The organism is Belnapia sp. (assembly GCF_059504005.1).
Genome location: NZ_JCACHU010000118.1, coordinates 19,026 through 44,730, shown reverse-complemented (window position 1 = coordinate 44,730; position 25,705 = coordinate 19,026). Strand labels below are relative to the sequence as shown.

Genomic DNA, 25,705 nt, shown 5'->3' with positions numbered 1-25,705 from the left:
ACCAACCGGCCTGGTGAATGAACGGTCACTACCGATTCTGCTGAAAAAGGCGCTGTTCGGACCTGCCGGATCGAGGCCCCGCGACCGTGGCAGATGAAGACTGCCGCCCCCGGCGTTCAGCCAGCGGGCGCTGGCGTTGGTAGCGGGATCAGCTTGGCCAGCTTGCGGAGGTTCTGGGCCGCCGCCGCCAAATGGAACTCGTCGCGGGCACCGTTCGGGCCCCGCAGTCGCAGGCGGGCCAGACCACGGATGCGCTTGAGGTGGGCGAATAGCATCTCGACCTTCTTTTGCGGCCGCCTCGAGACCGCGTAGGCCTCGATCTCGGCGATGTCGCGCGCCATGTCGCGGGCGCCTTCGTGGATGGAGCGCAGGATCTTGCGGGCTGGCCGGTTCGGACGGCAGCGGGGCTTCAGCGCGCAGGCGCCGCAGTCGTGCTTGGTGGCACGATACCGCATGAGGCCGTCGGCATCGACGCCGAGACGGGGCCGCGCGACCTGGCGCCGGTCGTGCAGCAGCTCCTTGCCGGCCGGGCAGATAGCGAGGTCGCGCTTGCGGTCATAGGTGAAGCCGGAGCGGCTGAAGGTGCCGTCCTTGCGCTCCGACTTGTCGAACACCGGGATGTGCGGCTCGATGCCCTGCTCGTGGACCAGCCAGCCCAGCATGGCCGCCGAGCCGTAGCCGGTATTGGCGATCAGGCGCTCGGGCCAGAGGCCGAAGGTCTCGGCGGTGCGGTTCAGCATGGTTTGCGCGGCACCGACCTCGAGCTGGCGCACCGCTGTGGTGGCCTCGACGTCGACGATCACGGCGTGCTCGACGTCGATCAGATAGTTGTCGCAGGAGGCGTAGCAGGCCGGGCCAACGGCCGCTGCCGTCCAGCGCGCGGCCGGGTCGATGGGCGAGACGAACTTCGGCGGCACCTCGGTCGCCGTACCGAAAGCGGTGTCGTCGAGCACGGCCAGGTACTCGTCCACAGCGCGGCTGGCGTCCGCTGTGTTCAGCTCCTCGCGGCGGGCAACGCCCTTCTGCCGGTTCGCGTCCGCCCGGATCATGCTGGCATCCACCACGAAGTCCTGGCCGGCAACAATGCCCTTTGCCATGCAGCGGCGCACCGTTGCCTCGAACGACTGGAGCAGCAGGTTGCTGTCGCGGAAGCGGCCATGCCGGTTCTTGGAAACGGTGGAGGGGTCCGGGACGGCGCCGTCCAGGCCAAGGCGGCAGAACCAGCGATAGGCGAGGTTCAAATGAACCGCTTCGCACAGCCGCCGCTCGGACCGGATGCCGCAGCGGTAGCCGATCAGCAGCATGCGGGCCATCAGCTCGGGGTCGACCGAGGGACGGCCGATTGCGCTGTAGTAGGGCTCGAGCTGCCGACGGATGTCGCTCAGCGCAACGAAGCGGTCGATCGAGCGCAGTAGGTGATCGGTGGGGACGTGCTCCTCCAGGCTGAAGCCGTAAACAGCGCCTCCTGCCGGACCTGCCGCTCGCCCATCATGGCCGTACCCTCCGCCACCAGGAGGACTGAACAGCGGCAGCGCAGCGCCTCAACCGACTTTTTCAACAGAATCGACCCTCAACGGACATTCGCACCGGACTCTTGCATTGGGTGAACCCTTCACCCGCTGGCCCCCGATGTCAGTACCAAAATCCTAAGTTCTGGAGGCGGGCTGGGCTGGGTGGCACTCCTAATCAACGGAAGCGGCAACTCCTATGATTGTCGCTCCTTCGTCTGGGATGATAAGGCGAGGACTTGAAACAGCGCAGGTCTACTCTCACCAAGAGAATAATTCTGATTATGTAAGAAAATCGCGCGGAAGTTCCGCAAGTAGGGAGTTCTAACATGGTTGATCCCATTCAACTTGCGACAGCTACGTCAGCGCTGACTGTTCTCGGCCACGAATGCCTCAAGGGCATCGCCTCCGAAGCAACCAAGGAAGTCTGGCGCAAGGTAAAAGAGTTGTTTGATTGGACGAGCGAGCCTAAGCAAGCCGAACTCGCGCAAGGGATCGCTACGAAACTGAACGATGATCCGGCGCTGATGAGCGAGTTAATCAAGCTCCTTCAGACTCATACCGGGGCGGGCGACACCATTAGCTTTGCCGGTTCCTTAGTCGCCAATTTAAAGGCAAAAAACGCAGTCGTCAGCACCCATGTTAATGTAATTAACATGGGAAGGAATGAATAACATGCCTGCTCCCCGTAGAGGCAGAAGACCCACACCACTGGCTGAAGCCATCGACGCACAGAATGTGGTGGTTGCGAAGAATATAGAACACCTATTTGTCGGACATTGGAAGCAAAATGAAAAAGATGTGGCTTCGCAGATCATAATGAGGCTGGAAGACAAAAGAGCCTTGTTTAATGACTATGCGTTTGAAGTACCTGAACATGTTGTCAGATCTATACTGGATATTCGCCAATTCCTGACCGACAAGTTGCTGGAGGTTAGCAATGAGGAGGGTCTCGCGAAACACATTCGCGCGATGCGAGCCGCATGCCGAAAATTCTTAGATAGCTCTGCACAGTTCTCTGGCGGTTCAGTAATCAGTACGTCTCATTTCTCTGGGCCGGATGCGTGGAAATTTCTCACAGCGCTCGGAGAATTACGGTCAATGTTCGGCGTATGCCTGGCCGTGATTATGAGCAAGTACAGCTTAACTTGTGAATCCGATCTGGCGCGCATCCTTCCCGCCGACCCATCCCGGGATGAGTAGAAGCACACTGGAGGGAAGGTTTAGCAGCTCCGCCTACTGCTTACCGACTAGACCCAAGTTGCCCGGCACCTTTGCAAAGGTTTTGATCTCCGCGCCACTCTGCGGTGGCTCTATAGGTCTGCTTTCCGCCCTGAGCGGTCATTCATCAGGGCGGTTGGTATAAACCTGCGAAGGCTGCTAAAGCACAGCATCGGCGCATGGTCCTGCATGCTAAAGCTTCCGGTGGAAGTTGCGGATGTACTGGAGGACAGCCGGATGAGGCCCCTCCAGCGCCGTCCGCAGCGGGTAGGTTTACGTCGGCGGGGCGGGGCCAGCCAGATCGCGCGGACCTCCGGACGCGCAGCCCCACCGCTTCCTCACCGGAGAGCGCGGAGGCGCCTGCGTGAAGCCCGCAGACGAAAACAGCGAAAGTGGATCTGCGTCTGACACCGGAGAGCCGCAACACGTCACCCGTACCTACTACCGCTCGAACGCCTTGATGTTCGTTGGGGAGAGCGCGGCGCGTCGCCAGTTCCACCATACCGTAGCCCAGATGGCAGCCGCGGAGTTCAAGGTGACAGGCAATCCGGTATTTGCCTGGGGTGCGGTTCAGGCTTGCCTTGCGCCCGATATCGAACCGTTGCCCCTACCTCCGAATGTGCAGCTTTACCTCTATGATGCGGCCACGAAGATCGTCGACGCGGCGACTGAGCACCACGAGGCCTTCGCAGCCTCTGCCCTCAAGGCACTCGCCTTCGCCGGCAGGCAAGGCGCATCGCGTGCGAGGGAGTACGCCAAGCTGCAAGGCCAAGAGATCCTTATCGGTGTCTACAACGCCCTCAAGGAGCGGCATGGATCGGCGCGGGCCGAACACATGATCGCTGAAACCGTTCGCATCACCCCCGATCGTGTGCGCGCGAGGTTGGGCGAAGCGCGACGCACTCGCGTGAGGGTCAGAAAGGAGGCGTTCGGAGACCCCGGCACACAGTACCCCTTAGGTGCGCAGGTATCCCCAGAGCTACCCGATGCTCTGCTGCTAAATCTCGCGTCGGGGCTGCCCGATCTGTTCTGGAAACGGCATCAGCGGCCGGAGCGGGCGGAACCTCGGCCGAAGTAGCGCCCGGTCGCAACTTCACCCCGAACTTCCGTTATCTGAGCACGGCGAGGAAGCATGTAATTGGTTTGCCCCACGGGGCGTACTGGGCGCCCCCGAACACCAGGGGCTCAGATGAAACACCTCATCTCCAACACGCCGGAGCCGATCCGCGGTGCTGGTCTTAACGCATTGCACCCAATGCGGCCGACCGCCACCGCAGCGCCGGCCGAGGCAGGCACTATTGCCGACACTCGCGCGCGCTTTGGCATCCCGCGCAGCACGCTCTACCGGCTGGCCGCAGCCGGGCACGTCCGCATGGTTAAGCTCGGCCGCACGACGCTGGTGGACTTCGTCAGCGTGCGTTCCTTCCTCGCCAGCGCGCCAACAGCGGCGCTGCGCACCCCCCACCGCCTGAACGAAACAACCCCGCGCGGCTAAGGGCCAGCGGGGCTGCGGGGAAGCTGTGTGATGGCTGAACATCATTCACATAGCGTGACCCCTGCGCTTCCGCCAGCACTGATGCCGCGCCTCCAGCACTGGAGGCGGCATGCAATCCGACGTCCAAACCGGCCATCCCTGCATGTTAATGATCCTGCTGCTCGACGCATCGAACACGGGCGGCGAACCGCGAGCCGTGGTGCAGCGACTTGACCTGCCGCCGCTGGCATTTGCCAGCGTGAGTGAGGCGGTGGCCGCGACAAGCGGGCGGCAGGCACGACGATGACCAGCGCCTCAGAGTTTGCGGCCCGGCACGGACTTCGCCGCGTCGCGGGGAGATCCGAGTGGCGTGGCGAGTGCCCCGCCTGCCACTACGCCGCTGGCTTCGTGGTCAAGGAGCGCAACGGCCGCACAGTGTGGTGGTGCGCGAGTTGCGCCGACGACCGGGACGCATTGACGGTCGCAGTCATCGGCCGCCATGCCGACACTGAGCTGCGTGACGCGACCCGCCAACGGTCGAAGGACGATGTAGAAGGCAGCCGCGGCGCCCTCACGCTCTGGCATCACGGCGTTCCCGTCACTGGCACCCTAGACGCCAGTTACCTCGCCACGCGCGGAGTGCTGGACGCGCTGGGCCACTTCCCGGCACACCCTTCGGGGCCAGCGCTGCGGTTCCTGCCCGACGCCAAGCACATGGACGGCAGTGCGCGGCCCGTTCTCCTGGCGCTGGTCCGGCGCAGCACCACCGCCGAGCCGGTCGCGGTGCACCGGACTTTCCTCGCTGCGGACGGCGCGACGAAGGCCGGCGACCCACCGCGAGCCAGCAAAGGGCCGGTGAAGGGCGGCGCAGTCCTGCTGCACGCCCCGGACCCGGCACGCGGCTTAGCGGTGGCGGAGGGAATCGAGACTGCAACCAGCGCTTCCGGCCTGCTGGGCCTGTCCGCCTGGGCATGCGTCTCCGCTGGCGGGCTGGCCGCCTTCGCGCCGCCACAGGGCTTGGCCGCGCTAACCGTGGCGGCGGATGCGGACGAGCCGGGCCAGAGGGCGGCCTGGGCGTGCGCCCGGCGGCTGCGCGCAGCCGGGCTGCGAGTGCGTGTCGCAACTCCGGACGCGCCCGGCGCCGACTTCAACGACCTCCTGCTAAGGCGCAAACATGTGGACGGGGTGGCGCATGGCTGACGGGTTCACAATGCGCGACGCCGATCTTGGCGCGCCGCCCGACCTCGACGGCACGCCGCTGCCGCTTCGCCGTGAGGTCGGCCCTCCCCTGCCGTTCCCGGCGCGCGCCCTCGGCCCGCTGCTGCCTGCCGCCGAGGCGGTGCACACCTTGACCCAAGCCCCATTTGGAATGTGCGCGCAGTCGGTGCTGGCCGCTGTCAGCCTCGCCACTCAGGGTCACGCCGACGTGGCGCTACCCTACGGCGCCGGCGCGCGGGCGCCGCTCACCCTGTTCCTCGTCACCATCGCCAGCACCGGCGAGCGCAAGAGCGGCGTCGACCGGCTCACAACCACGGCGGTGGCGGAGCGCGAGGCCGAGCTGCGGGAGCAGCACCAGCACGATCTCCGCACCTTCACCGCGGACCACCGGGCTTGGAAGGCGGCCAGCGCCGAGGCAGAACGCAAGGGCAAGGGCAACCGCGAAACCCTCGCCGCAATCCTCCGGGGTATGGTGGAACCGGCACCGCCGGCCGATCCGATGATCCTCTGCGATGACGTGACGCCCGAAGGGTTGGTGAAGCAGCTCGTCCGCGGGCAGGCCTGCCTGGGGCTGTTCGCGCCGGAGGGCGGAACGTTCGCAGGCGGGAGGGCGATGGATGATGAGAACCGCCTTCGAACCGCTGCGACACTGAATAAGCTGTGGGGCGCCGAGCCTGTGCGGCAGACGCGCGCCGGCGAGGGCGCGGTGCACGCAGAAGGCTACCGGCTAGCGATGCACCTCATGGTGCACCCCGGCGTGGCCGCGATGATGCTTGGCAAGCCGGAACTGGGTGACACGGGACTGACGGCGCGTTTCCTCTTGTGTGCGCCGCCCAGCACGGCCGGAACACGCATGTTCCGTGCACCCGACGCCGAGGCGGAATGCAGCCTCGCCGCGTTCGGAAATCGCCTTATCATCTTATTGCGCGGTATACCGAAGCCGGGACCGAACGGCGGCGGGCTCGTGCTGCCGGCGCTCGACATGGACGCGCGGGCGCAGGCCGTGTGGGTGGCGTTCCACAACCATGCGGAACGCAGCCTGGGCGACGGTGGCCTATGGGCGCCCATCCGAGGCTTTGCGAACAAGGCGGCCGAACACGCGGCGCGCTTGGCGGGCGTGTTGTCCGTGTGGACCGGCGCGGGAGCGGTCACGGGTGAGGCGATGGCGTGTGGGGTGGAACTCACGCAGCACTACGCGGCTGAAGCGCTACGGCTCCACACAGACGGCGCCGCCGATCCCGCCATCCTCGAAGCCGAACGCCTGCTGACGTGGGTGCGCGGCCTCCCCGCAACGTGCGGCGATGTGCTGGTGAGCCTGCCCACCGTGTATCAACGCGGCCCTGGCGGGCTGCGCGATAAAGCCAGTGCGGAGCGCGCGGTAAAGCTGCTGACGGCGCACCGGCACCTCTTGCGCGTGGAAGGCGGCGCCGAGGTGATGGAGGTCCCGGGCAAGCCGCCGGTGAGGCGCAAGGAGGTCTGGCGTCTCAACCCGGAGAGCGTGTCGTGAGCGGTGCGGCCGATGTCTTCGACGCCTTCGCCTTCCTTGCCATGCTCGGCGAGGTGGCCGAGGCCCCGCTTGGCGCCTGCCCCGCTCCGGTCGAGTTTGGCGATCCTAGCGGCTTGCGCTCGGACCCGAGGGGGCCGGAATCGACACCCGACCAGGGGTTTCGCGACTTTAGCAGAATTAGCCTTAGCAGGGGCGTGCAGCCCGTCTCGGAACCCAGGAACCCACCGCTGGCTTGGCGTTGTCTGCCCTTCGGTCCCGAACGCGGCGCGGCCTTCGCCCTCGCCCGGCAGCAGCCTGACGCCTGCCGCACATGCGCGGGCCATCGGTGGTGGCGGCACCCTGACGGCACGCCCTGCTGCGAGATCTGTCACCCGTCCCCCACCTGCCACACAACGTGATGAGGCTGGACCCATGACAAAGGAGAGCCGCGCCGTGCCCACCAGCAAGAGCACCGTGCCAACACCCACGCCGGCATCGGACATCGTAGACATGAGGACGCCCGACCAGTGGGCGGGCACGCTCCGTAGTCTCGGTGGGTCCCGCAATGACCGCTTTAACAACGTGCTCGTGAACACGGCCGCACGCACGCTCTGGCACCACCGGGATGAAGCGCCCGAGGCGCGTTCCGACAAGCTCACCATGGTGGCCGTGGCACTCAAGGGTTTCGCACCGCAGGACGAGGTGGAAGGAATGCTAGCGGCGCAGGCGGTGGGGCTGCACGCCGCCACGATGGAGTGCCTGCGACGGGCCATGATCCCGGACCAGCCAGGCGAGTTCGCGTCCAAGCTGCGACGCGACGCGGTCAACTGCGCGCGCGCCATGGCCGAGACGTGCGCGGCCTTGGACCGGCGCCGAGGCAAAGAGCAGCAAACGGTGCGGGTGGAGCACGTGACGGTGCAACCCGGTGGGCAGGCTATTGTGGGTGCCGTGACCTCAGTCGCGCCGGCCACCCCGGGGGGTGGGGAGTGACGCGAGACCGCGGGGACGACCTCATGCGCCGCGGACCGCTGCGGAACGGAAACCCCGCCGGCCACCCGGACAGCGCCGCCCGGTGCTGCGCCAGGACGCGCGGCGGCGGCACGTGCCAGGGGCCGGCCATGCTGAACGGGCGTTGTCGGATGCACGGTGGCGCCAGCACCGGGCCGCGGACGGTCGAAGGCTTGGCCCGGATGCGAGTCGCCAAAACCAAGCACGGGCACTACACGGCCGAGGCGGTTGCATTCCGGCGCTGGGTGACGGAGATGCTGCGGGCTACGCGGCGGGAGCAGGGCGGATGAGCCGATAGGATGCGTTAGACCTTGTAGACGGGATGCAAAATTAGATATGTTTCGCATGGATAAGGACTAGAAGGACGCTACCGATTGTGCGTTACGAAATTTTAGCTCAAGGGGGCAAGCCGCGTCTTTCGACAGCAGCGGCGATCAAGGCGCACGTTCGACATGAACCGTTTGACCATGTCGATGTCGCAGCGGCTTATGCTACCTCACAGGGCATAAGGGCTTTCCTTAGAATTTTAGGGGCAGCACCTGTCCGGTCTCGTTGGATTATCGGCTTAGATGATGCCATAACTCAGCCAGAAGCAATCGACGAACTTAAGGAATTGCCCGGAGCTAAAGTCCGAGTTGCAAGACTATCTCCAGTCCGGCGCTTTCACCCCAAAGTTTATCTATTCAGGCGATCTAGCCAAACCGATCAAGCGATGCTCGTCGTCAGCTCTGGAAATCTTACCGAACGTGGCCTGCATGAGAATGCGGAAGGCACAGTGCTGTTGCATTCGGAAAGTGCCGCTGAAGTTTCCGAAATGCAGGCTATGTTTCAGTCTCTCTGGGCATTGGGCCACCAGCCTTCGAAGCAGGAGCTACAAGAGTATTCCGCCAGCTATAAAATAGCAAAGGTACAGCGGAAGGTCGTCGAAGACCGCGGCAATGCACCTAACGAGCCCGCTCCAGCAGCAACGGTCAGCCACGATATCAGTGGCAAGAACACATCTGAAGCTGTCATTGCCTTAGCAGTCACTCGCATCGCAGCGGCACAGCCGGATAGCGTTTGCAGTTTGGATTTAGCACGCGACCTACTGCCAAAAATGGTGCCGCTTACTGCCTTAGATTTTCAACCATACAAAAACCAAAATGACCCTCGTTGGGTTCAAATACTCCGCAACATCAAGAGCAACTCGAACAAGCCGGGGCCAGGAAGCAGAAACTTCATAGTGAACGGTTATCTTGAAGGAGTTGGCGAAGGTTACAGAATAACTGACCTTGGACGCCGGATGTTGGCTGAAGAAAATCAATAAATATTTCAGGGGCACTCTAATCCTACAAGTTCTGTTGGCAGCGACATATTAGTCTTCACACGCGCCCCATCCCTTTTGCAGTTAACAATATAAAGGTACTCTGTATTTTTCAGATGCCCAACCTGGCCCACTTTCTCGCCAGAGGGATTATATATTCCGATTTTAGCCCCCACATATCGGTCATGAATAATCTCTAGCACCGTTAGCTCGCCGCGCCCGAGTAGCAAAGCCTCCATTTGTGCGCGAGAAATATATGCCTCATTGTTGAACGAGACGACCAACGACTTTGCTTCAAGATTATCTAATACCTTTCGCATCGCCTCAAAGATCGCTCGCTTGCCGTTGAAAGCACTTTTCCGCGTTCTGCAATCCTCTCTTTTGCAAGCAATCCCATATACCGCCGGCTTATCCCATAAAACTAAGCTTTCCCAAATGTGGTAATTTCCCAAGTAGGAGTGCTGGTTGTAAGGGGGGTCGAGGTAAACGACGTCAGCCTTGATATGTGCAGAGATCTCTTCAGCGTCCGCCTTGGTGGCTCGGCATTCGCCACCAACGCTCGGAAGGACCGCTGGCATCCTGAGTTCAATATCATTGTACGCGCGAGCCGCCCATTGCTTAAGATAGGCCATCTGCACGCCGGTAGTAGAGTCCACCCTATCGGCGGCCTCCATCAGCGAAACTAAGACGATTGCTTTGAGATCGGGCTCAAGCCCCATCTCTTCGATCCGATCGCGCATAGCATCAATGCGCGCACCATTCTTTGGCTGAAAATAGCGCGATTTTTCGCAGAACGTTTCCGTAAAATAGCCAAGCTTACCCGGCAACGCACTTAGTTCCTTTATTATCTTCCTGGCGCCGGCTTCCCAAATTTCTCTGTCGGCCTGCACGTAGCAGGTCGCAAGAGTATGCGCATAAGCGTTCTGGTCGTTAGCCCAAACGCGGTGTCCCATCGACTTAAGCGCATGGCCCACCCGCGAAGTGCCAGAAAACAGATCAACAGCCAGCCCACCTTGAGGCAATAGCCCGTCGATCACACCCGTGATGTGAGTCAAAAGGGCTCGTTTCGAACCAATGTATTTAATCAAAACCACACCCCTAGAGACTCGACTACAGAGTCTATACGTTCCTTTGCAACACAGCCAAGCTGCACCTGACGCACGCTAACCCTTCACAGGGAAGCGTGGGTGAGGCGGTGGAGCCCCTCTCCATACGCCCAAGCGGAGATCATGCAGGGTTCGAAGGAATGTGTAGTCGATCAGCAAGCCGCAGAGCGGTGCTGCGTTGAGCAAGGCGTCAAACGAACGACGGCGCTTCGGTCCACCATCTTGTGCAACAATACGAGGCATCCGCTCAAACTTGAGTGCTTCGTATGCCGCGAAATCGGCAGCTTGCAGCGGCAGAACGTGCCTTGCACCAGAAGCGCTGTCGCACGTCACCTTAATCGTTTGGCTCACATCATCCGCATAAAAGCTGCCCGCATACTCGATAGCGATCTCCACCTTCGAGCGGCACCGTTTCATACGGTCGATGCGAAGCTCGACCAACTGATCAGGGTTGTGCATGTAGATCGCGTTCATACACCAGTAGATTGCCAGCGGCATCGGCTCCAGCCCCGCCCCGGTCTCGGCGTTGAACTGGGCGAGGTCGTCCAGCCGCACCACCGCCCCGATGCCGTACAGGCCCGCCTCTCCGATAACTTGGCAAAGATCGCCCAAGAATGCTTGCCGGCGCGGTTCGTTGCCTTTCCACGAAGCAAACTCGCCCCTGAAATTGGCAAAGTCCGTCATGTGCAGTTCGGAGACGCCTTCGCGGTCAAGAACCTGCTTCCATTGCGGCTCGAAAACCTCCCACCCGCTGACCGGCGCGATATACCCAGCCAAGGCAATGGCTTTGTGCTGAGCCGTATCCGTCTCGTCCCCGCTGTCATCAAGGTACGCTTTCAAAACAGCCATCAGTGAATGACCCGGCGGCGGGTTGAGTGCGGAGAGACGAGCAAGCGGAACACACCCTTCTCTTTTAGCGGCTTATCGGCTGGGTACGCAAAGTGTAATATTTAGTCGTTGTCCTTAAAGACAGACTGCCGACTGACACTGCCGCCCTAGCGGGTGCCCGAGCCAGCCTGACTCGCTCTATTCAGTGCCTGACTGCTTGGCCTTCGGCTGGCGCACCGGGAGCGGAAGAGGAGCGTCAGCACCGCCATTCGGGGTAGCTGGCTTGCAGTGTGGGGCCAGATGTGGGAACAACCTTGTGGAAGCTACCAAATTCCCTCAGGCGCGGTAAGTTCAGGCGGACACCCTCTCCGCCATGCCTTCGACCGGCGATACCTGCGGCATGCCGATCTCCCGGCGGACCGCCAATCTTCAGCGCCTGGTGTCCTGAGGCCGCATCCGCTCCGACCTGGAGGATCCTCCAGCGGAAGCGCCGGGTAGGGGCGAACATGTCGTCTAGGAGCGGGTCTGGCGGCAGCGCATCCCCAAGTCCATGCGTCCGCAGCCCTGGAGCGAGGTCCTTTCGACCTGGCTCCCGGAACGCGCTGCAGCCTGTTGTCTGATCGAGCCAACCGCCTCGATCGGATCATCGCCTCCGATCGGCGCCCGCACCAGTCCGGCGGAGTGCTCGAGCGGTGTCCGGCCGCGCTGCCTCAGGGACCCTGCCGCTGGGCCGGCCGGCGCGGCCGCGTGGCAGGCGGGGGCGTGGCCGGGGCCGCCGCCTCGCCGCGGCCCGGCGTGGCGGGAGCGGCATTGCGGCCGAGGCGACGGCGGGTTTGCTCATCCCAGGAGCGGACATCGGCCCAGAAATCGCCCGGCTCCACGGAGAGCGGCGGCTGGCCGTTCTGCAACGGGGCAGGCCGTGGTTGCGGCTGGGCGGCGGCCGGCACCGTGATCAGCAGGCCGAGCAGCGTCCACGTTCGTATCATCGCCCCCCCTTCCCTCTTGATCGGCGCGGCCTTGTGGGCTGAAGGGGCGATGCGGCGCAAGGGGGCTGCGGGAAGCGGCACGGCCCTCCGGGCCAAAGGCCACAGGGCTTCGAAGCCCTTAAATTCTTCGCCCGCGCTATCGAGCGGCCCCGTGATGGCCGCACCGCCTCACTGCATCGGCCGCGCCCCGCACCAGTCGGCGATGAAGGCGGCAATGGCGAGCGTCGTCTGCCTCAGGTGATCGAGGTCGGTGCGTTCGTCGAAGGCATGCGCCCCCTCCCCCTTCGGCCCGTAGCAGAGGCCCGGGATGCCGAAATAGAGGCCGTAGAAGCGGGTGTCGTTCACCGCCGTGGTGATGCGCGCCGGCATCTCGGCGCCGAAGACCTGGGCATGGGCGGCGGCCAGCATCGCCTCCGCCTCGCTGCCGGGCTGCAGGACATAGCCGTCGGCGAGGAAGCCGTGCCACTCGACCGAGGGCGGGTTGTTGGCAAGGAAGTGGTCGCCGCGGGCGGCTTCCGCGATGCAGAGCTCGACGCCGCGCTGGACCTCGGCGACATCCGCATCGGGGAGAAGGCCGATGCGGCAGTCGACCTCGCACCAGGCGGGGGTGGAGCTGGCCCAGTCGCCGCCGCGGATGATGCCCGGGTTGAACTTCAGCGGGCTCTCGATGCCGTTGTACCATTCGTGGTGGCGCGCGGCCTCGTTCAGCGTGGCGGTATGGGCCTGGAGCGCCTGGATCAGGTGATAGGCAGAGAGGATGGCGTTGCTGCCGCTCTGCGCCACCGCGACATGGACCGGGATGCCGCGGACCTTGATGCGGAACCAGAGCGTGCCGGTATGGGCGCGGGTGATGGTGCCGCCAGTCGGCTCCGGCACCAGCGCGGCCTCGGCGCGGTAGCCGCGCAGCAGGGTGGCCAGCGCCCCGTTGCCGGTGCTCTCCTCCTCGGTGACGGTCTGGAGGTGGACATCGGCCGCCGGCTCGAGCCCGGCCGCCTTCAGCGCGTCCATGGCGAAGACCATGGCGGCGACGCCCGACTTCATGTCATGCGCGCCGCGGCCATACATCCAGCCATCCCGGATGGTGGCGCTGTAGGGCGGGTAGGTCCACATCTCGGCCGGGCCCTCCGGCACCACGTCGATATGGCCCTGCAGGATCAGGCTGCGGCCGGTCGGCTTCTCGGCCCGGTGGGTGGCGACGACCTGGACGGAGCGGGCGGGATCGGCCTCCACCATCGGGCTCGCCTTCGGGTGGCTGGCGAGCGGGACGTCGGCGAGGGTGAAGCGGTCCACCGCATAGCCGCGGGCGGCGAGCTGGCGGGCCATCCAGTCCTGCAGCGGCGCCTCATTGCCGCGGGTGGAAGGGAAGCGGACGAGATCGGCGAGGAAGGCGGTCTCGCGCTCGAAATTCGCATCCACCGCGGCGGCGAGGCGGGCGAGCAGGGCGGCATCGGGCATGCGGGGCGTCTCCGCGGCAGGGGCGATGCCGCAGCATGCGCCGGGTCGCGCGGGTGCGCTACTGCACGGGCCTGGCGTGTTGCGCCGCCGTGTGGTTCACCGGGCTCGGGTCGTAAATCACCTTGTCGCGCCGCCCGGCCCAGACATTGCGGAGGAAGATGATCGGCAGCACGCCCTTGTCGTCGAGCAGGGCCTGCGCCGCCTGCTGCGTCAGAATCTCGCGCCGCTCCGGGTCCATGGTGGTCAGCGCCTCGGCGAGCGGCGCGTCCATGGCCGGGTTCGAGTAGCGCTGGCGGTTGAAGGGGCCGTGGCCGAGCTCCGGGTTCCGCGTCATCACCACCTGGCGCATCGGGTTGATGGTCAGGTAGCTGCTGAAATAGGTCATGAAGAGCGAGAATTCGCGGTTGGTGGCGCGGGTGAAGAGCGTCGCCGGCGGCAGCGTCTCGACCGAGGTCTCGACGCCGATGCGGGTGAAGGACTGGGCGATGGCCTGCAGCAGCCCGTCATCCCCGGGGAAGAAGCCGTTGGGCCCGTGGATCGTCAGGCGGAAGCCCCCGGGGTAGCCGGCCTCGGCCAGCAGGGCGCGGGCGCGGGCCGGCTCGTGGGGCAAGGGCGGCAGGTTGGGCAGGCGGTGCGCGGCGATCGGGGCGGCGAACTGGTCCGCGGCGCGGGCCTGGCCGTGATAGAGCCGCTCCGCGATCGCCTCGCGCGGGATGGCGAGGGAGAGCGCCTCCCGCACCCGCCGGTCGGCGAGCGGGTTGCGCGGCAGCGGCTTGCCCTGGCGGTCGAAGGCATGGGGCGTCGTCTCCCGCATCGCATCCGGGGCGAGGTAGACGAAGGTCACGCTGTCGACGCTGAAGAGGGCAAAGCGCGGGTCGCGCTCGAGCCGCGGCAGGTCCTGCATGGGGACGTAGTCGATCAGGTCCGCCTCGCCGGTCAGCAGCGCCGCCATGCGGGAGCCGCCCTGCGGGATGTAGCGGAAGGTCACGCGGTCCCAGGGCTCGGCGGGGCCCCAGTAGTCGGCGTTGCGCGTCACCTCGAGCCGCTCGTTCGGCAGGTAGCTGGCGTAGCGGTAGGGGCCGGTGCCGATGGCCAGCCGCCCGGTGTTGAAGTCGGAGGTGGCCGGGCTCGGGCCATGGACCTTGCGGGAGAGGATGGCCGGCGCCGCCAGGTCGATCTGCATCAGCGGATTCGGCTCCCGCGTGTGGAGGATGACGGTCTCCGGGTCCTTGATCTCGACCGCGCTGATGGTCCTGACGGCCGGGGTGAAGAGGGCCGGGCTGTTCGGCACGGTGGGGACGCGGGCGAAGGTGTAGGCGATGTCCTCTGCTTCGAAGGGCGTACCGTCATGGAAGCGGACGCCGGCCCGGAGCTTCACCTCCCAGGTCAGCGGATCGATCAGGCGGAGGCTCTCGGCCAGGCGCGGCTGCGGCCGGGCCTGGTTGTCGAGCTCGAAGAGCGGCTCGTAGATCTGCCGCAGCACCATGTTGTTGTTGGTGGTGTTGTGGAAATGCGGATCGAGCGCGCTGGGCGGCGTCTGCGCCGCGATCACCAGACTGCGTTGCGCCGCCGCGGGCGCGGCGAGGCAGAGCGCCAGCGCCGCCGCCACGATGCCGTGGTGCATGGAAGCCTCCCGTCGCGCCGGTCTGCTGCCGGCTCCGCGGGCAAGCCTCCGTCGCGGGCGAGGCCCGCGTCAAGCAAACTCCGCCCTTTCAACGAATGGGCGGCGCGTATTGCAGCCCGCCCTGGGTCCAGAGCCCGTTGATGCCGCGCGGGATGCCGAGCGGGGTGATGTTGCGCTCCCACACCTCGCCGAGATTGCCGACCTGGCGGATGATCCTCACCGCCCAGTCGTTGTCGAGGCCCATGGCCTTGCCGAACTCCCCGCTGCGGCCGAGCAGGCGCTGCACGTCGGGGTTCGGGCTCCCCATGAAGCTGTCGATGTTCTGGCTGGTGATGCCGAGCTCCTCGGCCGAGACCATGGCGAAGTGGGACCAGCGGACGATGTCGAAGAAGCGCCAGTCGCCCTTGCGCACCACGGCGCCCAGCGGCTCCTTCGAGATGATCTCGGGCAGCATGACGAACTGCTCGCCGGCCGCGCCCTGGCTGGCGCGGAAGGAGGCGAGGGAGGAGGCGTCGTTGGTATAGGCGTCGCACCGGCCGTTGACGAAGGCGGCGCGGATCTCCTCCACCTGCTCGATGATGACCGGGGTGAAGCGCATGTTGTGGGTGCGGAACCAGTCGGCCAGGTTCAGCTCCGTCGTCGTGCCGGGCTGGACGCAGATGGTGGCGCCGTCGAGCTGCCGGGCGGAGCTGACGCCCGAGGACTGCTTCACCATGAAGCCCTGGCCGTCGTAGAAATTGATGCTGGCGAAGGCGAGGCCGAGCTGCGCCTCGCGGCCGAGGCTCCAGGTGGTGTTGCGGACGAGGAGGTCGACCTCGCCCGACTGCAGGGCGGTGAAGCGCACCTGCGTGGTCGTGGGCACGAAGCGGACCTTGCCGGCATCGCCCAAGATGGCGGCGGCGACGGAGCGGCAGGCATCGACGTCCAGGCCGCGGAAGGTCCCGCGCGCATCCGGCATGGCGAAGCCGATGGCATTGACCGAGACGCCGCAGGTCACGAAGCCGCGCGCCTTGATGGCGGCCAGCGTGTCGGCGCTGGGCTGGGCCCTGGCCGGGCTCAAGGCGGCGAGGCCGAGGCAGAGACCGAGAAGCAGCGTACGCATCATGCTCATCCCCCGTTGCGGCAGGCGAAGCTTCGCCGGGGGATGGCGGGCAGCGCAAGCAATTCCCTGAGCCCTCGGTTTGCCCTAGTCTTGGCGGCAACGGGGCCGAAGCCCCCGGATCGAGGGAGAAGCCGCCATGAGCCTCACCATCCGTCCCGCCAACCCGGCCCGCCCCGACTTCGTCGGCGAGGTCTCCGGCATCGACCTCCGCCAGCCGATCGGCGCCGCCGAGGCCGCGGCGATCGAGGAGGGGATGGACCGCTTCGCCGTGCTGGTCTTCCGCGACCAGCCGATCGACGATCAGCAGCAGATCGCCTTCAGTCGGCATTTCGGCGAGCTGGAGCTGGCGACGGGCGACCTGGCCCAGGGCCAGGCGCGGCGGCTCTCGATGGAGATCAACGACATCTCCAACCTCGAGCGCGACGGAAGCGTGATGGCGCGGGACAACCGCAAGCGGCTGTTCGGCCTCGGCAACATGCTCTGGCACAGCGACAGCAGCTTCAAGCCGACGCCGGCCAAGTATTCCCTGCTCTCGGCCCGCGTGATCCCGGGCGGCGGCGGCAACACGGAATTCGCCGACATGCGGGCGGCCTGGGATGCGCTCGACGCCGAAACCAAGGTGATGGTCCGCGACCTCGTCTGCGAGCACAGCCAGATCTACTCCCGCGGAGTGCTCGGCTTCACCGACTTCACGCCGGAGGAGCTGGAGAAGTGGCGACCGGTGCCGCAGCGGCTGGTGCGGCGGCATCCGAGGACGGGGCGGCTCTCGCTCTTCCTTTCCGCCCATGCCGGGGCGATCCAGGGCTGGCCGGTGCCGGAGGCGCGGGCCCTGCTGCGCGACCTCAACGAGCATGCGACGCAGCGGGAATTCGTCCACGCCCATGTCTGGCGGCCGCATGACCTGGTGATGTGGGACAACCGGGCGACCATGCACCGGGCGCGGCGGTACGATTCGACCAAGGTGCGGGACCTCCATCGCACCACGGTCGCCGATGTGGCGCCGACGCTGGAGCAGGCCGCCTAGGCGCTACCTCCGAACCCGTCCTCCTGCCCGAGCCTCCAGGGCCCAGCCGGCCCCGCCCCGGGGCCTACCCCCGCAATCGGGGACAATCCCCTGGGCCGGAATGTGAAAGGCCTGCGCCCGGGCTAGCCGTAGCGCCGCCGCGCAGGTCGCGGCGCCACCTCTTATTTTCCGAGTTAGAAACTATTTCGTATGTCATATGATTGTTCCGTCTACGATCCAGATCCGCCAGGCGGAAGGCCAAAGACGGACGCATGAACACCGCCCTGCTGCACTCCCTCCCCGACGCCGCGCCGGTCAGCCTGGCCGGCCCCCTGCCGCACCTCGCCACGCCGCTGCCGAGCCACGGGCCGGCCAGGTCCCGCGCCGCCGCCGTGGCCGAGGCGGTCGCCGCCGCCTCGCGCGATGCCGCCTTCCGCAGCCTCGTCGTCGAGGCGGATGCGATGCGCGATCAGCGGCAATGGGGCAAGGCCGAGCATCTCTACTGCCGAGCCCTCGGCCTGCATCCGCTGCATCCCGGCTATCGCGTGCAATATGGCCATGCGCTGAAGGAACAGCGCAAATGCGCCGATGCGGAGGTTGCCTACCGCTCCGCCTGGGCGCTCGGCGAGGCGGGGGAGGATCTCCGCCAGCACATCCTGCATGTTGTCGCGGCGCAGGGTGATGCGGCGCTGGGCGATGCAGCGCCGTTTCTGCCGGCGCCCCGCCTCGCCCCGGCCCACCCCCTCGATGAGAGGCCTTGGCAGGGAGATGTGGAGCTCGGCTGCGCCCTACTGCTGCACCGCGCCCCGGACCTGATGGCGGATACGCTGCCCCTGCTGCGCGGGGCGCCGACGCGCCGGGCCATGCTGCTCACGCTGGCACAGCGGCCGGAGGCGGCCACCGCCAACCGCGACCTTATGCTGCTGCTGGCCGAAGAGGGTTGAGCCGGATGGACCGTCCCAGCATCAGCATCGTCATCAACACCTGCGACCGCGCGGCCCATCTGCGCAGCGCGCTGCACGGGTTGCGCGGCCTGCGCTACCCACGCTTCGAGGTGATCGTGGTCGAGGGGCCCTCGGCCGATGGCACGGCCACCGTGCTGGCAGCCTGGGAGGGGCGGATCAAGCGCCGCCATTGCCCGGATCGGAACCTCGCCGTCTCGCGGAACATCGGCATCGCCGCAGCGGCCGGGGAGATCGTCGCCTTCATCGACGATGACGGCGTGCCGCATCCCGACTGGCTGGAGCAGCTGGCAGCGGCCTACCGGGACCCGGCGGTGGGCGCGGTCGGCGGCTTCACCGTCGACAACACCGGCACGCGCTGGCAGGCGCGGAAGACCGTCTGCGACCGCTTCGGCAATGCGCACATGGTCTCCGACTTCTTCGACGAGCGGCCGCTCAACCGGCCCGGCTCACCCTTCTATCCAAGCCTGCTGGGCACGAATTGCAGCGTGCGGATGGCTGCCCTGCGCGCGGTCGGCGGCTTCGACCACGCCTATGCCTACCTGCTGGACGAGACCGATCTCTGCCTGCGCCTGGTCGATGCCGGCTGGCACGTCCTCTACGAGCCGCGGGCGATCATCTTCCACCAATTCGCGCCGAGCGGCATCCGCAACGCGGCGCGCATCGCCCGCACGCTCTACCCCTCGGCGGTGAGCAAGGCCTATTTCATCCACCGCCACGGTGCGCCGCAGAACCATGCGCGTGTCGCCGGCGAGGTCGAGCGCTACCGGGGCGACCTCGCCGCCAGCAATGCCTGGTTCGAGGCGCAGCGGCAGATCGGGGTCGAGCACCGGATGTCGCTCGACCAGGACCTGGCGCTCGGCCTCCGCGACGGCGACGCCCTGGCGCGGCGGATGGGGGACAGGGCGCGGGCCGACCTCGTGCCGGAGGCGGAGGCGCCGGCCTTCCGGCCCTTCGCCACCGCCGATGGGCTGCGCATCTGCCTGGTCAGCCAGGGCTTCCCGCCGGGCAACGATGCCGGCATCGCCCGCTGGACGGCGATGGTGGCGGGCGAGCTGCTGAGGCGCGGCCATGTGGTGCATGTCATCACCCGTGCCGCAGCGGAGGAGAGCGTGCGCCTGGTGGACGGCCTCTGGCTGCACGCGCTGCTGCCGGAGGCGGAGGGCGCCGAGCCGCTGATGCTGGAGCTCGGCCTGCCGCCCAATATCGCCGCCTGGAACCGCCGGGTGCAGCGCGAGGTGGAGGCGCTGAAGAATTTCGGCCTCGACGTGCTGTCCTTCCCGATCTGGGACCTTGAGGCGCTGGCCTGCCTGCACGACCCCGGGATCGGCGTGGCGATGAGCCTGCATACCAGCTACGCCCTCGCCCGGCCCTTCAAGCCGGAATGGGAGGCGCGGCCCCTCTACGAGCATTTCATGGTGCGGAAGATGATCGCCGCGGAAGCGAAGGCGCTGGCGACGGCGCCGCTGCTGCTGGCCAACTCGCGCGCCGTCGTCGCCGACCTCGAAGCGGCCTATGGTCTGAGCCTGCCCCAGAGCCGGCTGGTGCTCGCCCCGCACGGGACGGAGGACCTGCTGGCAGGCGCGCCGCCATCGGCACCGGGCGAGGGCTACTGCATCCTCTTCGTCGGCCGCTTCGAGCCGCGCAAGGGCTTCGACCTCGCCGCCGAGGCGGCGCTCGCGGTGCTGGAGGCGATGCCGGAGGCGGAGTTCACCTTCGCCGGCGGCGAGTATGACGCGGCGGCGATGGCCGCCCTTCCCGCCCCGCTGGCCGGGGCGCTGCGGCAGCATCCGCGCATCCGCTGGCCCGGCGTGCTGGACCGGCCGGCGCTGGAGGCGGCCTATCGCGCCGCGGATGTCGTGCTGGTGCCGAGCCGCTACGAATCCTTCGGCCTGGTGGCGATCGAGGCGATGTCGGCCGGCAAGCCGGTGGTCGCGCTAGCGGTCGGCGGCCTGGCGGAGGTGGTGACGCATGGCGTGGACGGGCTGCTCGTCCCGGAGGGACCGGCGGCGGCCACGGAGATCGCCGCGGCGCTGCGCGAGATCAGCGGGGATGCGGGGCTGCGCGCCCGTCTCGCTGCGGGCGCGCGGGAGAGTTTCCTCGCCCATTACACGGTGGCGGCGATGGTGGACCGGCTGGAGCCAGCCTATCGACACTTGGCCGTCGCGGCACGCGCGCGGCGGGAGGCGGCCTGACATGCAGCTCGATGCAGATGCCGTGGAGCGGCTGCTGGCGATGCTGGAGCCGGAGCCGCCTTCGCCGGAGGAGGCGGGTCGCCTGGCCGCGCTGACCGGCTCCTGGCCCGAGATGCTGGCGCATCTGCTGCTGCGCCGCCGCAGCCTCGAGCCTGGGATCGAGGCTGCGCTGCGCGCAGGCCGAGCAGTTCCGTGGCGGGCCGATCGGCCGGCGCCCCTCGCAGCGCCCCGGCAGCCTCGACCTGGGGCGGCAGGCGCAGAGCGAGCGGGCGTTGGAGCAGGCGCTGGCCGCCGTGCTGGCCGCCGAGCGCGAGCGGGCGGAAGCCATGGCCGCCGCCGAGGCGGCACTCCGCGAGCACACGCTCGCCCATCCGCGTCATGGCTTCGACCTGCATCGCCGCATCGGGCGCGAGCCTGGCTGACATTCCGGACATCATCTCATGACCATGATCGAAGGCCGGCTGATCGGCCCTGCCGCCGGAGCGGCCGCATCCGCCCTCCGCGAAATGACCTGGCGGGCCGGTGGCCGGTGGCGCCCCTGAACCAGCCCCTATACGGGGCGGGCGACCTTTTACACCGAGACGGCGGGCGACTGGCTGGAACTGCCCCTGCCCCAGGGCCGCTGGCGGCTGATGCTGACGCGGCATGACTGGTCCGGCCAGGTGCTGGTGCGCGATGCCGGGCAATACGCCATCCACGAGCTGTATGCGCCTAAGGGCGAGGGCGGCATCCTCGAGATCCCGGTCGATTCACCCGGCGAGGCGCAGCCGGTGCGGATCGAGGCGACGGGCATGCGCCATCCGGATTCGCGCGCGGCGCAGCTCTGGTTCCTTGGGCTACGCAGCGGCGCGGGCAGCTTCCACCCGGAGCTCGGCCAGCCGCTCGGGCCGGATTGCCGGCTGATCGAGGCGAAGCACGGCCGCTTCCTCGCCCTCCGCACCGATACCGGCGTCGCCGACCATATCGCGCTGCATGGCGAATGGGGGCCGGCGACGGTGCGGCTGTTCGAGCGCCATGCCGCGGGCGCGCGCGTCGCCATCGATGCCGGGGCGCATATCGGCCACCATGCCGTGACGCTCTCGCGGCTGCTGCCCGCCGGCCGGGTGCTGGCCTTCGAGCCGCAGGCGGCGCTGCACAAGCTGCTTGCCGCCAATCTCGCGCTGAACGGCTGCGCCAACGCGCTGCCCTTCCGCCTGGCGCTCGGCGCGCGGCCGGCGCGGCTGCGGATGTATCCCGTGCAGTATGAGGGATTCGGCAATTTCGGCTCGCTCGGCATCCAGCCCGACGGCGCGGCGGAGGGCGAGGCGGTGCCGGTGCAGCGGCTCGACGCGGTGCTGGAGGAGGAGGGCATCGCGCCGGCCAGCGTCGACTTCCTGAAGATGGACGTCCAGTCCTACGAGCTGCATGTGCTGCACGGCGCGGAGCGGGTGCTGCGCGAGGGCCGGCCGGCGATCCATTGCGAGGTGGCGCCGCGCGAGATGCGTCGCCTCGGCTACGACTACCGCGACATCTACCGGCTGCTCGACGAGCTGGGCTACGGCTTCCTCGACGAGACCGGGACGCCGCACGAGCCGCCGCACTGGGACGGCGCGAGCGGCGAGGAATGGAACATCCTGGCCCTGCCCGGCCGGCAGCGGGTGCCGCTCGTCATCGGCACCGCGCCGCTGCCCGAGCCGGCGCCGGAGGTGCCGCGGCAGGAGGCGGCGCGGGCGGTGGCCGCCATCGGCGATGCTCCCGGCGCCCCCTCGGCCTGGCCCTCGGCGGATGGCTTCGTGCTGTCCCGCCGCATCAGCGACCTGCCGCGCTTCACCACAGCAGCGGAGCCGCGGATCGACGCGGCGGAGGCCGGGCCTGGGCCTTCATCTGCCGCGACGAGGCGCTGCTCGGCCGCGTCGCCGCCTAGTTCGGGCAGGCGCCGGCAGGGCTCACCGTGAAGGTCTGGCAGTACCCGTATCAGGGCGACGACCTGCATGCGGTGAACTGGGGCCGCTACTTCAACCTGGCGCATGAGCCCGATCTCGACACCCGCAGTCAGGGCTGCCTGCTGCAATCGCTGAAGGCGCAGAATTTCGCCGCCCAGTCGGGGCTGGCGCCGCGCATCCACGGCCTCTTCCTGCTGGAGGGGCCCTGCGGCACGCTGCATCCGGCCGTGCTCACCGAGGATGCGCGCAGCCTCGCCCGCGATGCGGAGCCGCTGCTGCCGGAGGACCTGCATGGCCGCGTCGCCGGGTTCTGCGCCCGGCATGGGCTGCACCCGCCCTTCGGCGACCTGGCGACCGCGGGCAATCACGGCATGGGCGTCTGGGTTGACTGGCAGTTCTCCTATCCCACCGAGGCGCATGCCGACTTCCTCCGCGCGCACTACCTGCGACATACGCAGTTCGGCGAGTCGAAGTACCAGACGGCACCGGGCCTCGGCGTCGGCGAGGGCATCCGCGACTCGCAGCGGAGGGTCCGCGACCTTGGGCTGGACGGCATCGATTTCGGCGGCGCGACCGTCATCGACATCGGCTGCAACGGCGGGCAGTTCCTGAACTACGCTGCGGCGCGCGGGGCGCGCTACGGGCTCGGCCTCGACTGGCCGGAGACGGCGCGGGCGGCGGCCTTCGCCTCCAACCATCTCGGCCATTTCAACCTCGACTACCGCGGCGCCGCGCTGCATGAGGGCTTGCCGGCGGATCGGCCGGGCCCGGCGGAATTCGACGTGGTGCTCTACCTCGCCATGGTGACCCATCTCGGGGTGCCGGACTGGCTGCACGGCCTCGGCCGGCGCCTGGTGATCGAGATCAACCATGCGCATCAGGTGGAGGAGGCGCTGGCCGCGCTGGCGCCGCACTGGTGGCTGCGCTTCGCCGGCAAGGCGAGCGACCATGGCGACCGGGCGATCTATCACGGCTTCAGCCGACGGCATTTCGGGCGGGAGCCGGAGTAGCCAAGGCTTAACCTTTCGCCCCCATGCGGCCGCCCGGTGGCAGGGGGACCAGTCGATGCTTCGTCGGGACCGGCAGCAGGCGAAGCCGGGGCAGAAGTGAGCGGCACCGCGGTGCTGCGGCGACGGCCCATCTGCTGTCGCGGGAGAGGCGGCGCCGCCACGTGCTGGACGTCGCGGCGCGCGACCGCGAGGCGACCTTCCGCCTGATCGCCGAGCCGATGATCGGGCCCTACAGGCCGTAAATGACCCGTTTCGAATTGCCGCGGCGCAGGTTGCGCAGCCGCGCCAGGGCCCAGAGCGGGAAGAGCCGCGCATAGCCGTGGTAGCGGAGGTAGAAGACGCGCGGGAAGCCCGTGCCCGTGTAGTCCTCCTCCGGCCAGGCGCCGTCGGGGCCCTGGTTGCGCATCAGCCAGAGGGCGCCGCGATCGACCGAGGGATCCTCCACCGCGCCGGCCGCCATCAGCGCCAGCAGCGCCCAGGCGGTCTGGCTGGCGCTGCTCGGGCCCATGCGGCGATCCGGGTCGGCGCGGGTGCCGCCGCGGCGGGGATAGGTCAGCCCGTCCTCGCCCCAGCCGCCATCCGAATTCTGCACCGATTTCAGCCAGGTGACGGCCTTGCGCATGGCCGGATGCCAGGGCGGCAGCCCCGCGGCATTCAGGGCCGTCACCGCAGACCAGGTGCCATAGACGTAGTTGACGCCCCAGCGGCCGTACCAGGCACCGTCCGGCTCCTGCTCGCCGAGCAGGTAGTCGATGGCGCGGCGCATCACCGGGCTGTCCGGCGCATGGCCGAGCTGGGCCAGCATGGCGAGGCAGCGGCCGGAGACATCCGCCGTCGGCGGGTCGAGCAGCGCGCCATGGTCGGCGAAGGGGATGCTGTTCAGGTACTGGTGGGTATTGTCGGCATCGAAGGCGCCCCAGCCGCCGCCCCTCGACTGCATGCCCACCACCCACTCCGTGGCGCGGGCGATGGCCGCGTCGGTGCGGTCCCCGGTCTCGTCGCCCGGCAGCGCGCTGGACTGCTTGCGGGCGCGGTCGAGGGCGAGGACGACGGCGGCGGTGTCGTCCACATCGGGGTAGTGCGGGTTGGCATACTGGAAGGCCCAGCCGCCGGGCGGAATGCCGGGGCGGGTTTCGACCCAGTCGCCTTCGAGATCCGTCACCTGCCGCTCGAGCAGCCAGGCGAGGCCGCGGGCGGCCGCGGCCTCGGCCTCGTCCCCGCCCGCCTCCAGCAGCGCATGGGAGACGAGCGCCGTGTCCCAGATCGGCGACAGGCAGGGCTGGACATAGGTCTCGTCCCGCTCGGGCCGGTCCATGACCAGCTTCTCGATCGCCGCCCAGGCGGTGACGAGGCGCGGGTCGCTCTCCGGCACGCCGAGGCAGTGGTACATCCAGATGGCATTGGCCATGGCCGGGTAGATGGCGCCCAGCCCGTCCTCGCCGTTCAGCCGCTCGGTGACGAAGGCCTCCGCCCGGGCCTCGGCGCGGGCGCGGAGCGTCTCGGGGATCAGGCCGTGGGCGCGCTGCAGCACCGCGTCCATCTGGCGGAACAGGGTGCGCCAGGGCTCGGCCGCATGGGCGCCGCCCGGCCAGTGCTTCACCTGCGAGGGCGGGGTGCGGAAGAGCTCCGCCAGCGAGACGCCGAGCGGCGCCAGGGGCTGCGGCCGGTGCGCCATCACCACCGTCAGCGGCACCAGCACGGTGCGGGCCCAGTAGCTGATCTTCGAGAGGTGGAAGGGGAACCAGCGGGGCAGCAGCACGATCTCGGGCGGCATCACCGGCACCGCCGTCCAGGGCACCTGGCCGAAGAGCGCGAGCGTCGCCCGGGTGAAGACGTTGCTCCGCTCCGCCCCGCCGGCGGCGAGGATGGCGGCGCGGGCGCGCTGCATGTGCGGGGCATCCGCCGGGTCGCCGATCAGGCGGAGGGCGAAATAGGCCTTCACCGAGCAGGAGATGTCGAGCGGCCCGCCATGGAAGAGCGGCCAGCCGCCGTCGCAATTGGCGTCCTGCTGCGCCTGCAGGCGGCGGAGGTAGCGGCCGACCCGCGCCTCGCGTGCCGGGTCGCGGCGGCCGAAGAAGCGGCAGAGCATGAGGTACTCGGCGGGGATGGTGGCATCCGCCTCCAGCTCGAAGACCCAATGCCCGTCGGCCTGCTGGCAAGCGAGAAGATGCGCCGCGGCGCTGTCGATCGCGGCATCCAGCGGCCCCGGCACCAGCGGGCCACTCGGTCCGGCCAGCGCCAGGTCCGACCGCAGCGCCGCCGCGGCGAGATCCTGAATCGTGGACAAGGCGAAC

At 67.7% G+C, this 25,705-nt stretch carries 22 protein-coding genes and 2 pseudogenes; 16 read left to right on the top strand and 8 right to left on the bottom strand.

Annotated elements, in window-relative coordinates:
* Nucleotides 1–116 precede the first annotated feature (116 nt).
* Nucleotides 117–1,492 (bottom strand): annotated as a pseudogene (locus tag AC5JJ1_RS15545) (IS1182 family transposase).
* A gap of 345 nt (nt 1,493–1,837) precedes the next feature.
* Between AC5JJ1_RS15545 and AC5JJ1_RS15540 the strand changes: the two are divergent.
* The 10 genes and pseudogenes from AC5JJ1_RS15540 (at nt 1,838) to AC5JJ1_RS15495 (ending at nt 9,221) form a co-directional block, all read left to right on the top strand.
* Complete coding sequence (locus AC5JJ1_RS15540) at nt 1,838–2,182, top strand: hypothetical protein (RefSeq protein ID WP_495786009.1); 345 nt, start codon at nt 1,838–1,840, stop codon at nt 2,180–2,182.
* Between the two features lies 1 nt (nt 2,183).
* Nucleotides 2,184–2,711, top strand: coding sequence for a DUF6650 family protein (locus AC5JJ1_RS15535; RefSeq protein WP_495786008.1), 528 nt, complete (start codon nt 2,184–2,186; stop codon nt 2,709–2,711).
* Nucleotides 2,712–3,093: 382 nt separating this feature from the next.
* A complete protein-coding gene (locus tag AC5JJ1_RS15530; RefSeq protein ID WP_495786007.1) occupies nt 3,094–3,807 on the top strand; it encodes a hypothetical protein in 714 nt (237 codons plus the stop codon).
* 111 nt (nt 3,808–3,918) lie between these two features.
* Nucleotides 3,919–4,224 carry a helix-turn-helix domain-containing protein gene (locus AC5JJ1_RS15525; RefSeq protein WP_495786006.1) on the top strand — a complete coding sequence of 102 codons (306 nt, stop codon included), beginning with the start codon at nt 3,919–3,921 and terminating at the stop codon, nt 4,222–4,224.
* A gap of 109 nt (nt 4,225–4,333) precedes the next feature.
* Complete coding sequence (locus tag AC5JJ1_RS15520) at nt 4,334–4,510, top strand: hypothetical protein (protein ID WP_495786005.1); 177 nt, start codon at nt 4,334–4,336, stop codon at nt 4,508–4,510.
* Between the two features lie 101 nt (nt 4,511–4,611).
* Nucleotides 4,612–5,403 (top strand): toprim domain-containing protein, encoded by a 792-nt coding sequence (locus AC5JJ1_RS15515; RefSeq protein ID WP_495786004.1) that lies wholly within the window; start codon nt 4,612–4,614, stop codon nt 5,401–5,403.
* Nucleotides 5,404–5,413: 10 nt separating this feature from the next.
* Nucleotides 5,414–6,928: a YfjI family protein gene (locus AC5JJ1_RS15510; RefSeq protein WP_495786003.1), complete on the top strand. Its 1,515-nt coding sequence runs from the start codon at nt 5,414–5,416 to the stop codon at nt 6,926–6,928.
* A 411-nt stretch (nt 6,929–7,339) separates the two neighbouring features.
* A complete protein-coding gene (locus AC5JJ1_RS15505; protein WP_495786002.1) occupies nt 7,340–7,897 on the top strand; it encodes a hypothetical protein in 558 nt (185 codons plus the stop codon).
* A gap of 23 nt (nt 7,898–7,920) precedes the next feature.
* Nucleotides 7,921–8,076 (top strand): annotated as a pseudogene (locus tag AC5JJ1_RS15500) (HGGxSTG domain-containing protein); the annotation flags it as partial.
* Between the two features lie 215 nt (nt 8,077–8,291).
* A complete protein-coding gene (locus AC5JJ1_RS15495; protein ID WP_495786001.1) occupies nt 8,292–9,221 on the top strand; it encodes a phospholipase D-like domain-containing protein in 930 nt (309 codons plus the stop codon).
* A 5-nt stretch (nt 9,222–9,226) separates the two neighbouring features.
* On the opposite strand, the gene AC5JJ1_RS15490 is transcribed toward AC5JJ1_RS15495, so the two are convergent.
* From AC5JJ1_RS15490 to AC5JJ1_RS15465, 6 genes are all read right to left on the bottom strand, one after another.
* The gene (locus AC5JJ1_RS15490; RefSeq protein ID WP_495786000.1) at nt 9,227–10,312 is read right to left on the bottom strand and encodes a DNA adenine methylase; all 1,086 of its coding nucleotides are present in this window, start codon (nt 10,310–10,312) and stop codon (nt 9,227–9,229) included.
* 69 nt (nt 10,313–10,381) lie between these two features.
* A complete protein-coding gene (locus AC5JJ1_RS15485; RefSeq protein WP_495785999.1) occupies nt 10,382–11,173 on the bottom strand; it encodes a hypothetical protein in 792 nt (263 codons plus the stop codon).
* A 689-nt stretch (nt 11,174–11,862) separates the two neighbouring features.
* Entirely contained in the window at nt 11,863–12,138 is a 276-nt protein-coding gene (locus AC5JJ1_RS15480; RefSeq protein WP_495785998.1) for a hypothetical protein, read from the bottom strand.
* A 168-nt stretch (nt 12,139–12,306) separates the two neighbouring features.
* Entirely contained in the window at nt 12,307–13,593 is a 1,287-nt protein-coding gene (locus AC5JJ1_RS15475) for an ArgE/DapE family deacylase (RefSeq protein ID WP_495785997.1), read from the bottom strand.
* Nucleotides 13,594–13,651: 58 nt separating this feature from the next.
* Nucleotides 13,652–15,217, bottom strand: a complete 1,566-nt coding sequence (locus AC5JJ1_RS15470) for an ABC transporter substrate-binding protein (RefSeq protein WP_495785996.1) — start codon at nt 15,215–15,217, stop codon at nt 13,652–13,654.
* An 88-nt stretch (nt 15,218–15,305) separates the two neighbouring features.
* A complete protein-coding gene (locus AC5JJ1_RS15465; protein WP_495785995.1) occupies nt 15,306–16,322 on the bottom strand; it encodes an amino acid ABC transporter substrate-binding protein in 1,017 nt (338 codons plus the stop codon).
* A 133-nt stretch (nt 16,323–16,455) separates the two neighbouring features.
* On the opposite strand from AC5JJ1_RS15465, the gene AC5JJ1_RS15460 reads away from it, so the two are divergent.
* The 6 genes from AC5JJ1_RS15460 to AC5JJ1_RS15435 all read left to right on the top strand — a co-directional run bounded on the left by AC5JJ1_RS15460 (nt 16,456) and on the right by AC5JJ1_RS15435 (nt 23,411).
* On the top strand, nt 16,456–17,343 hold the full coding sequence (locus AC5JJ1_RS15460; RefSeq protein ID WP_495785994.1) for a TauD/TfdA dioxygenase family protein: 888 nt from the start codon (nt 16,456–16,458) through the stop codon (nt 17,341–17,343).
* A gap of 251 nt (nt 17,344–17,594) precedes the next feature.
* A complete protein-coding gene (locus tag AC5JJ1_RS15455; RefSeq protein ID WP_495785993.1) occupies nt 17,595–18,266 on the top strand; it encodes a hypothetical protein in 672 nt (223 codons plus the stop codon).
* Nucleotides 18,267–18,271: 5 nt separating this feature from the next.
* Nucleotides 18,272–20,479 carry a glycosyltransferase gene (locus tag AC5JJ1_RS15450; protein ID WP_495785992.1) on the top strand — a complete coding sequence of 736 codons (2,208 nt, stop codon included), beginning with the start codon at nt 18,272–18,274 and terminating at the stop codon, nt 20,477–20,479.
* Between the two features lie 272 nt (nt 20,480–20,751).
* Nucleotides 20,752–20,901: a hypothetical protein gene (locus AC5JJ1_RS15445; RefSeq protein WP_495785991.1), complete on the top strand. Its 150-nt coding sequence runs from the start codon at nt 20,752–20,754 to the stop codon at nt 20,899–20,901.
* Nucleotides 20,902–21,111: 210 nt separating this feature from the next.
* Nucleotides 21,112–22,413 (top strand): FkbM family methyltransferase, encoded by a 1,302-nt coding sequence (locus tag AC5JJ1_RS15440; protein WP_495785990.1) that lies wholly within the window; start codon nt 21,112–21,114, stop codon nt 22,411–22,413.
* Entirely contained in the window at nt 22,410–23,411 is a 1,002-nt protein-coding gene (locus tag AC5JJ1_RS15435) for a class I SAM-dependent methyltransferase (RefSeq protein ID WP_495785989.1), read from the top strand. Before AC5JJ1_RS15440 ends, AC5JJ1_RS15435 begins: the two co-directional genes overlap by 4 nt.
* Nucleotides 23,412–23,640: 229 nt before the next feature.
* Here the strand turns inward: AC5JJ1_RS15435 and shc are convergent, their stop codons facing one another.
* Complete coding sequence (gene shc, locus AC5JJ1_RS15430; RefSeq protein WP_495785988.1) at nt 23,641–25,698, bottom strand: squalene--hopene cyclase; 2,058 nt, start codon at nt 25,696–25,698, stop codon at nt 23,641–23,643.
* Nucleotides 25,699–25,705: the final 7 nt, after the last annotated feature.

What these genes read in the sequence shown, in the direction of transcription:
- AC5JJ1_RS15540 (WP_495786009.1), top strand. Translation starts at nt 1,838, where the DNA reads ATGGTTGATCCCATTCAACTTGCGACAGCTACGTCAGCGCTGACTGTT.
- AC5JJ1_RS15535 (WP_495786008.1), top strand. Translation starts at nt 2,184, where the DNA reads ATGCCTGCTCCCCGTAGAGGCAGAAGACCCACACCACTGGCTGAAGCC.
- AC5JJ1_RS15525 (WP_495786006.1), top strand. Translation starts at nt 3,919, where the DNA reads ATGAAACACCTCATCTCCAACACGCCGGAGCCGATCCGCGGTGCTGGT.
- AC5JJ1_RS15520 (WP_495786005.1), top strand. Translation starts at nt 4,334, where the DNA reads ATGCAATCCGACGTCCAAACCGGCCATCCCTGCATGTTAATGATCCTG.
- AC5JJ1_RS15510 (WP_495786003.1), top strand. Translation starts at nt 5,414, where the DNA reads ATGCGCGACGCCGATCTTGGCGCGCCGCCCGACCTCGACGGCACGCCG.
- AC5JJ1_RS15505 (WP_495786002.1), top strand. Translation starts at nt 7,340, where the DNA reads ATGACAAAGGAGAGCCGCGCCGTGCCCACCAGCAAGAGCACCGTGCCA.
- AC5JJ1_RS15485 (WP_495785999.1), bottom strand. Translation starts at nt 11,173, where the DNA reads ATGGCTGTTTTGAAAGCGTACCTTGATGACAGCGGGGACGAGACGGAT.
- AC5JJ1_RS15480 (WP_495785998.1), bottom strand. Translation starts at nt 12,138, where the DNA reads ATGATACGAACGTGGACGCTGCTCGGCCTGCTGATCACGGTGCCGGCC.
- AC5JJ1_RS15475 (WP_495785997.1), bottom strand. Translation starts at nt 13,593, where the DNA reads ATGCCCGATGCCGCCCTGCTCGCCCGCCTCGCCGCCGCGGTGGATGCG.
- AC5JJ1_RS15470 (WP_495785996.1), bottom strand. Translation starts at nt 15,217, where the DNA reads ATGCACCACGGCATCGTGGCGGCGGCGCTGGCGCTCTGCCTCGCCGCG.
- AC5JJ1_RS15465 (WP_495785995.1), bottom strand. Translation starts at nt 16,322, where the DNA reads ATGATGCGTACGCTGCTTCTCGGTCTCTGCCTCGGCCTCGCCGCCTTG.
- AC5JJ1_RS15460 (WP_495785994.1), top strand. Translation starts at nt 16,456, where the DNA reads ATGAGCCTCACCATCCGTCCCGCCAACCCGGCCCGCCCCGACTTCGTC.
- AC5JJ1_RS15455 (WP_495785993.1), top strand. Translation starts at nt 17,595, where the DNA reads ATGAACACCGCCCTGCTGCACTCCCTCCCCGACGCCGCGCCGGTCAGC.
- AC5JJ1_RS15450 (WP_495785992.1), top strand. Translation starts at nt 18,272, where the DNA reads ATGGACCGTCCCAGCATCAGCATCGTCATCAACACCTGCGACCGCGCG.
- AC5JJ1_RS15440 (WP_495785990.1), top strand. Translation starts at nt 21,112, where the DNA reads ATGCTGACGCGGCATGACTGGTCCGGCCAGGTGCTGGTGCGCGATGCC.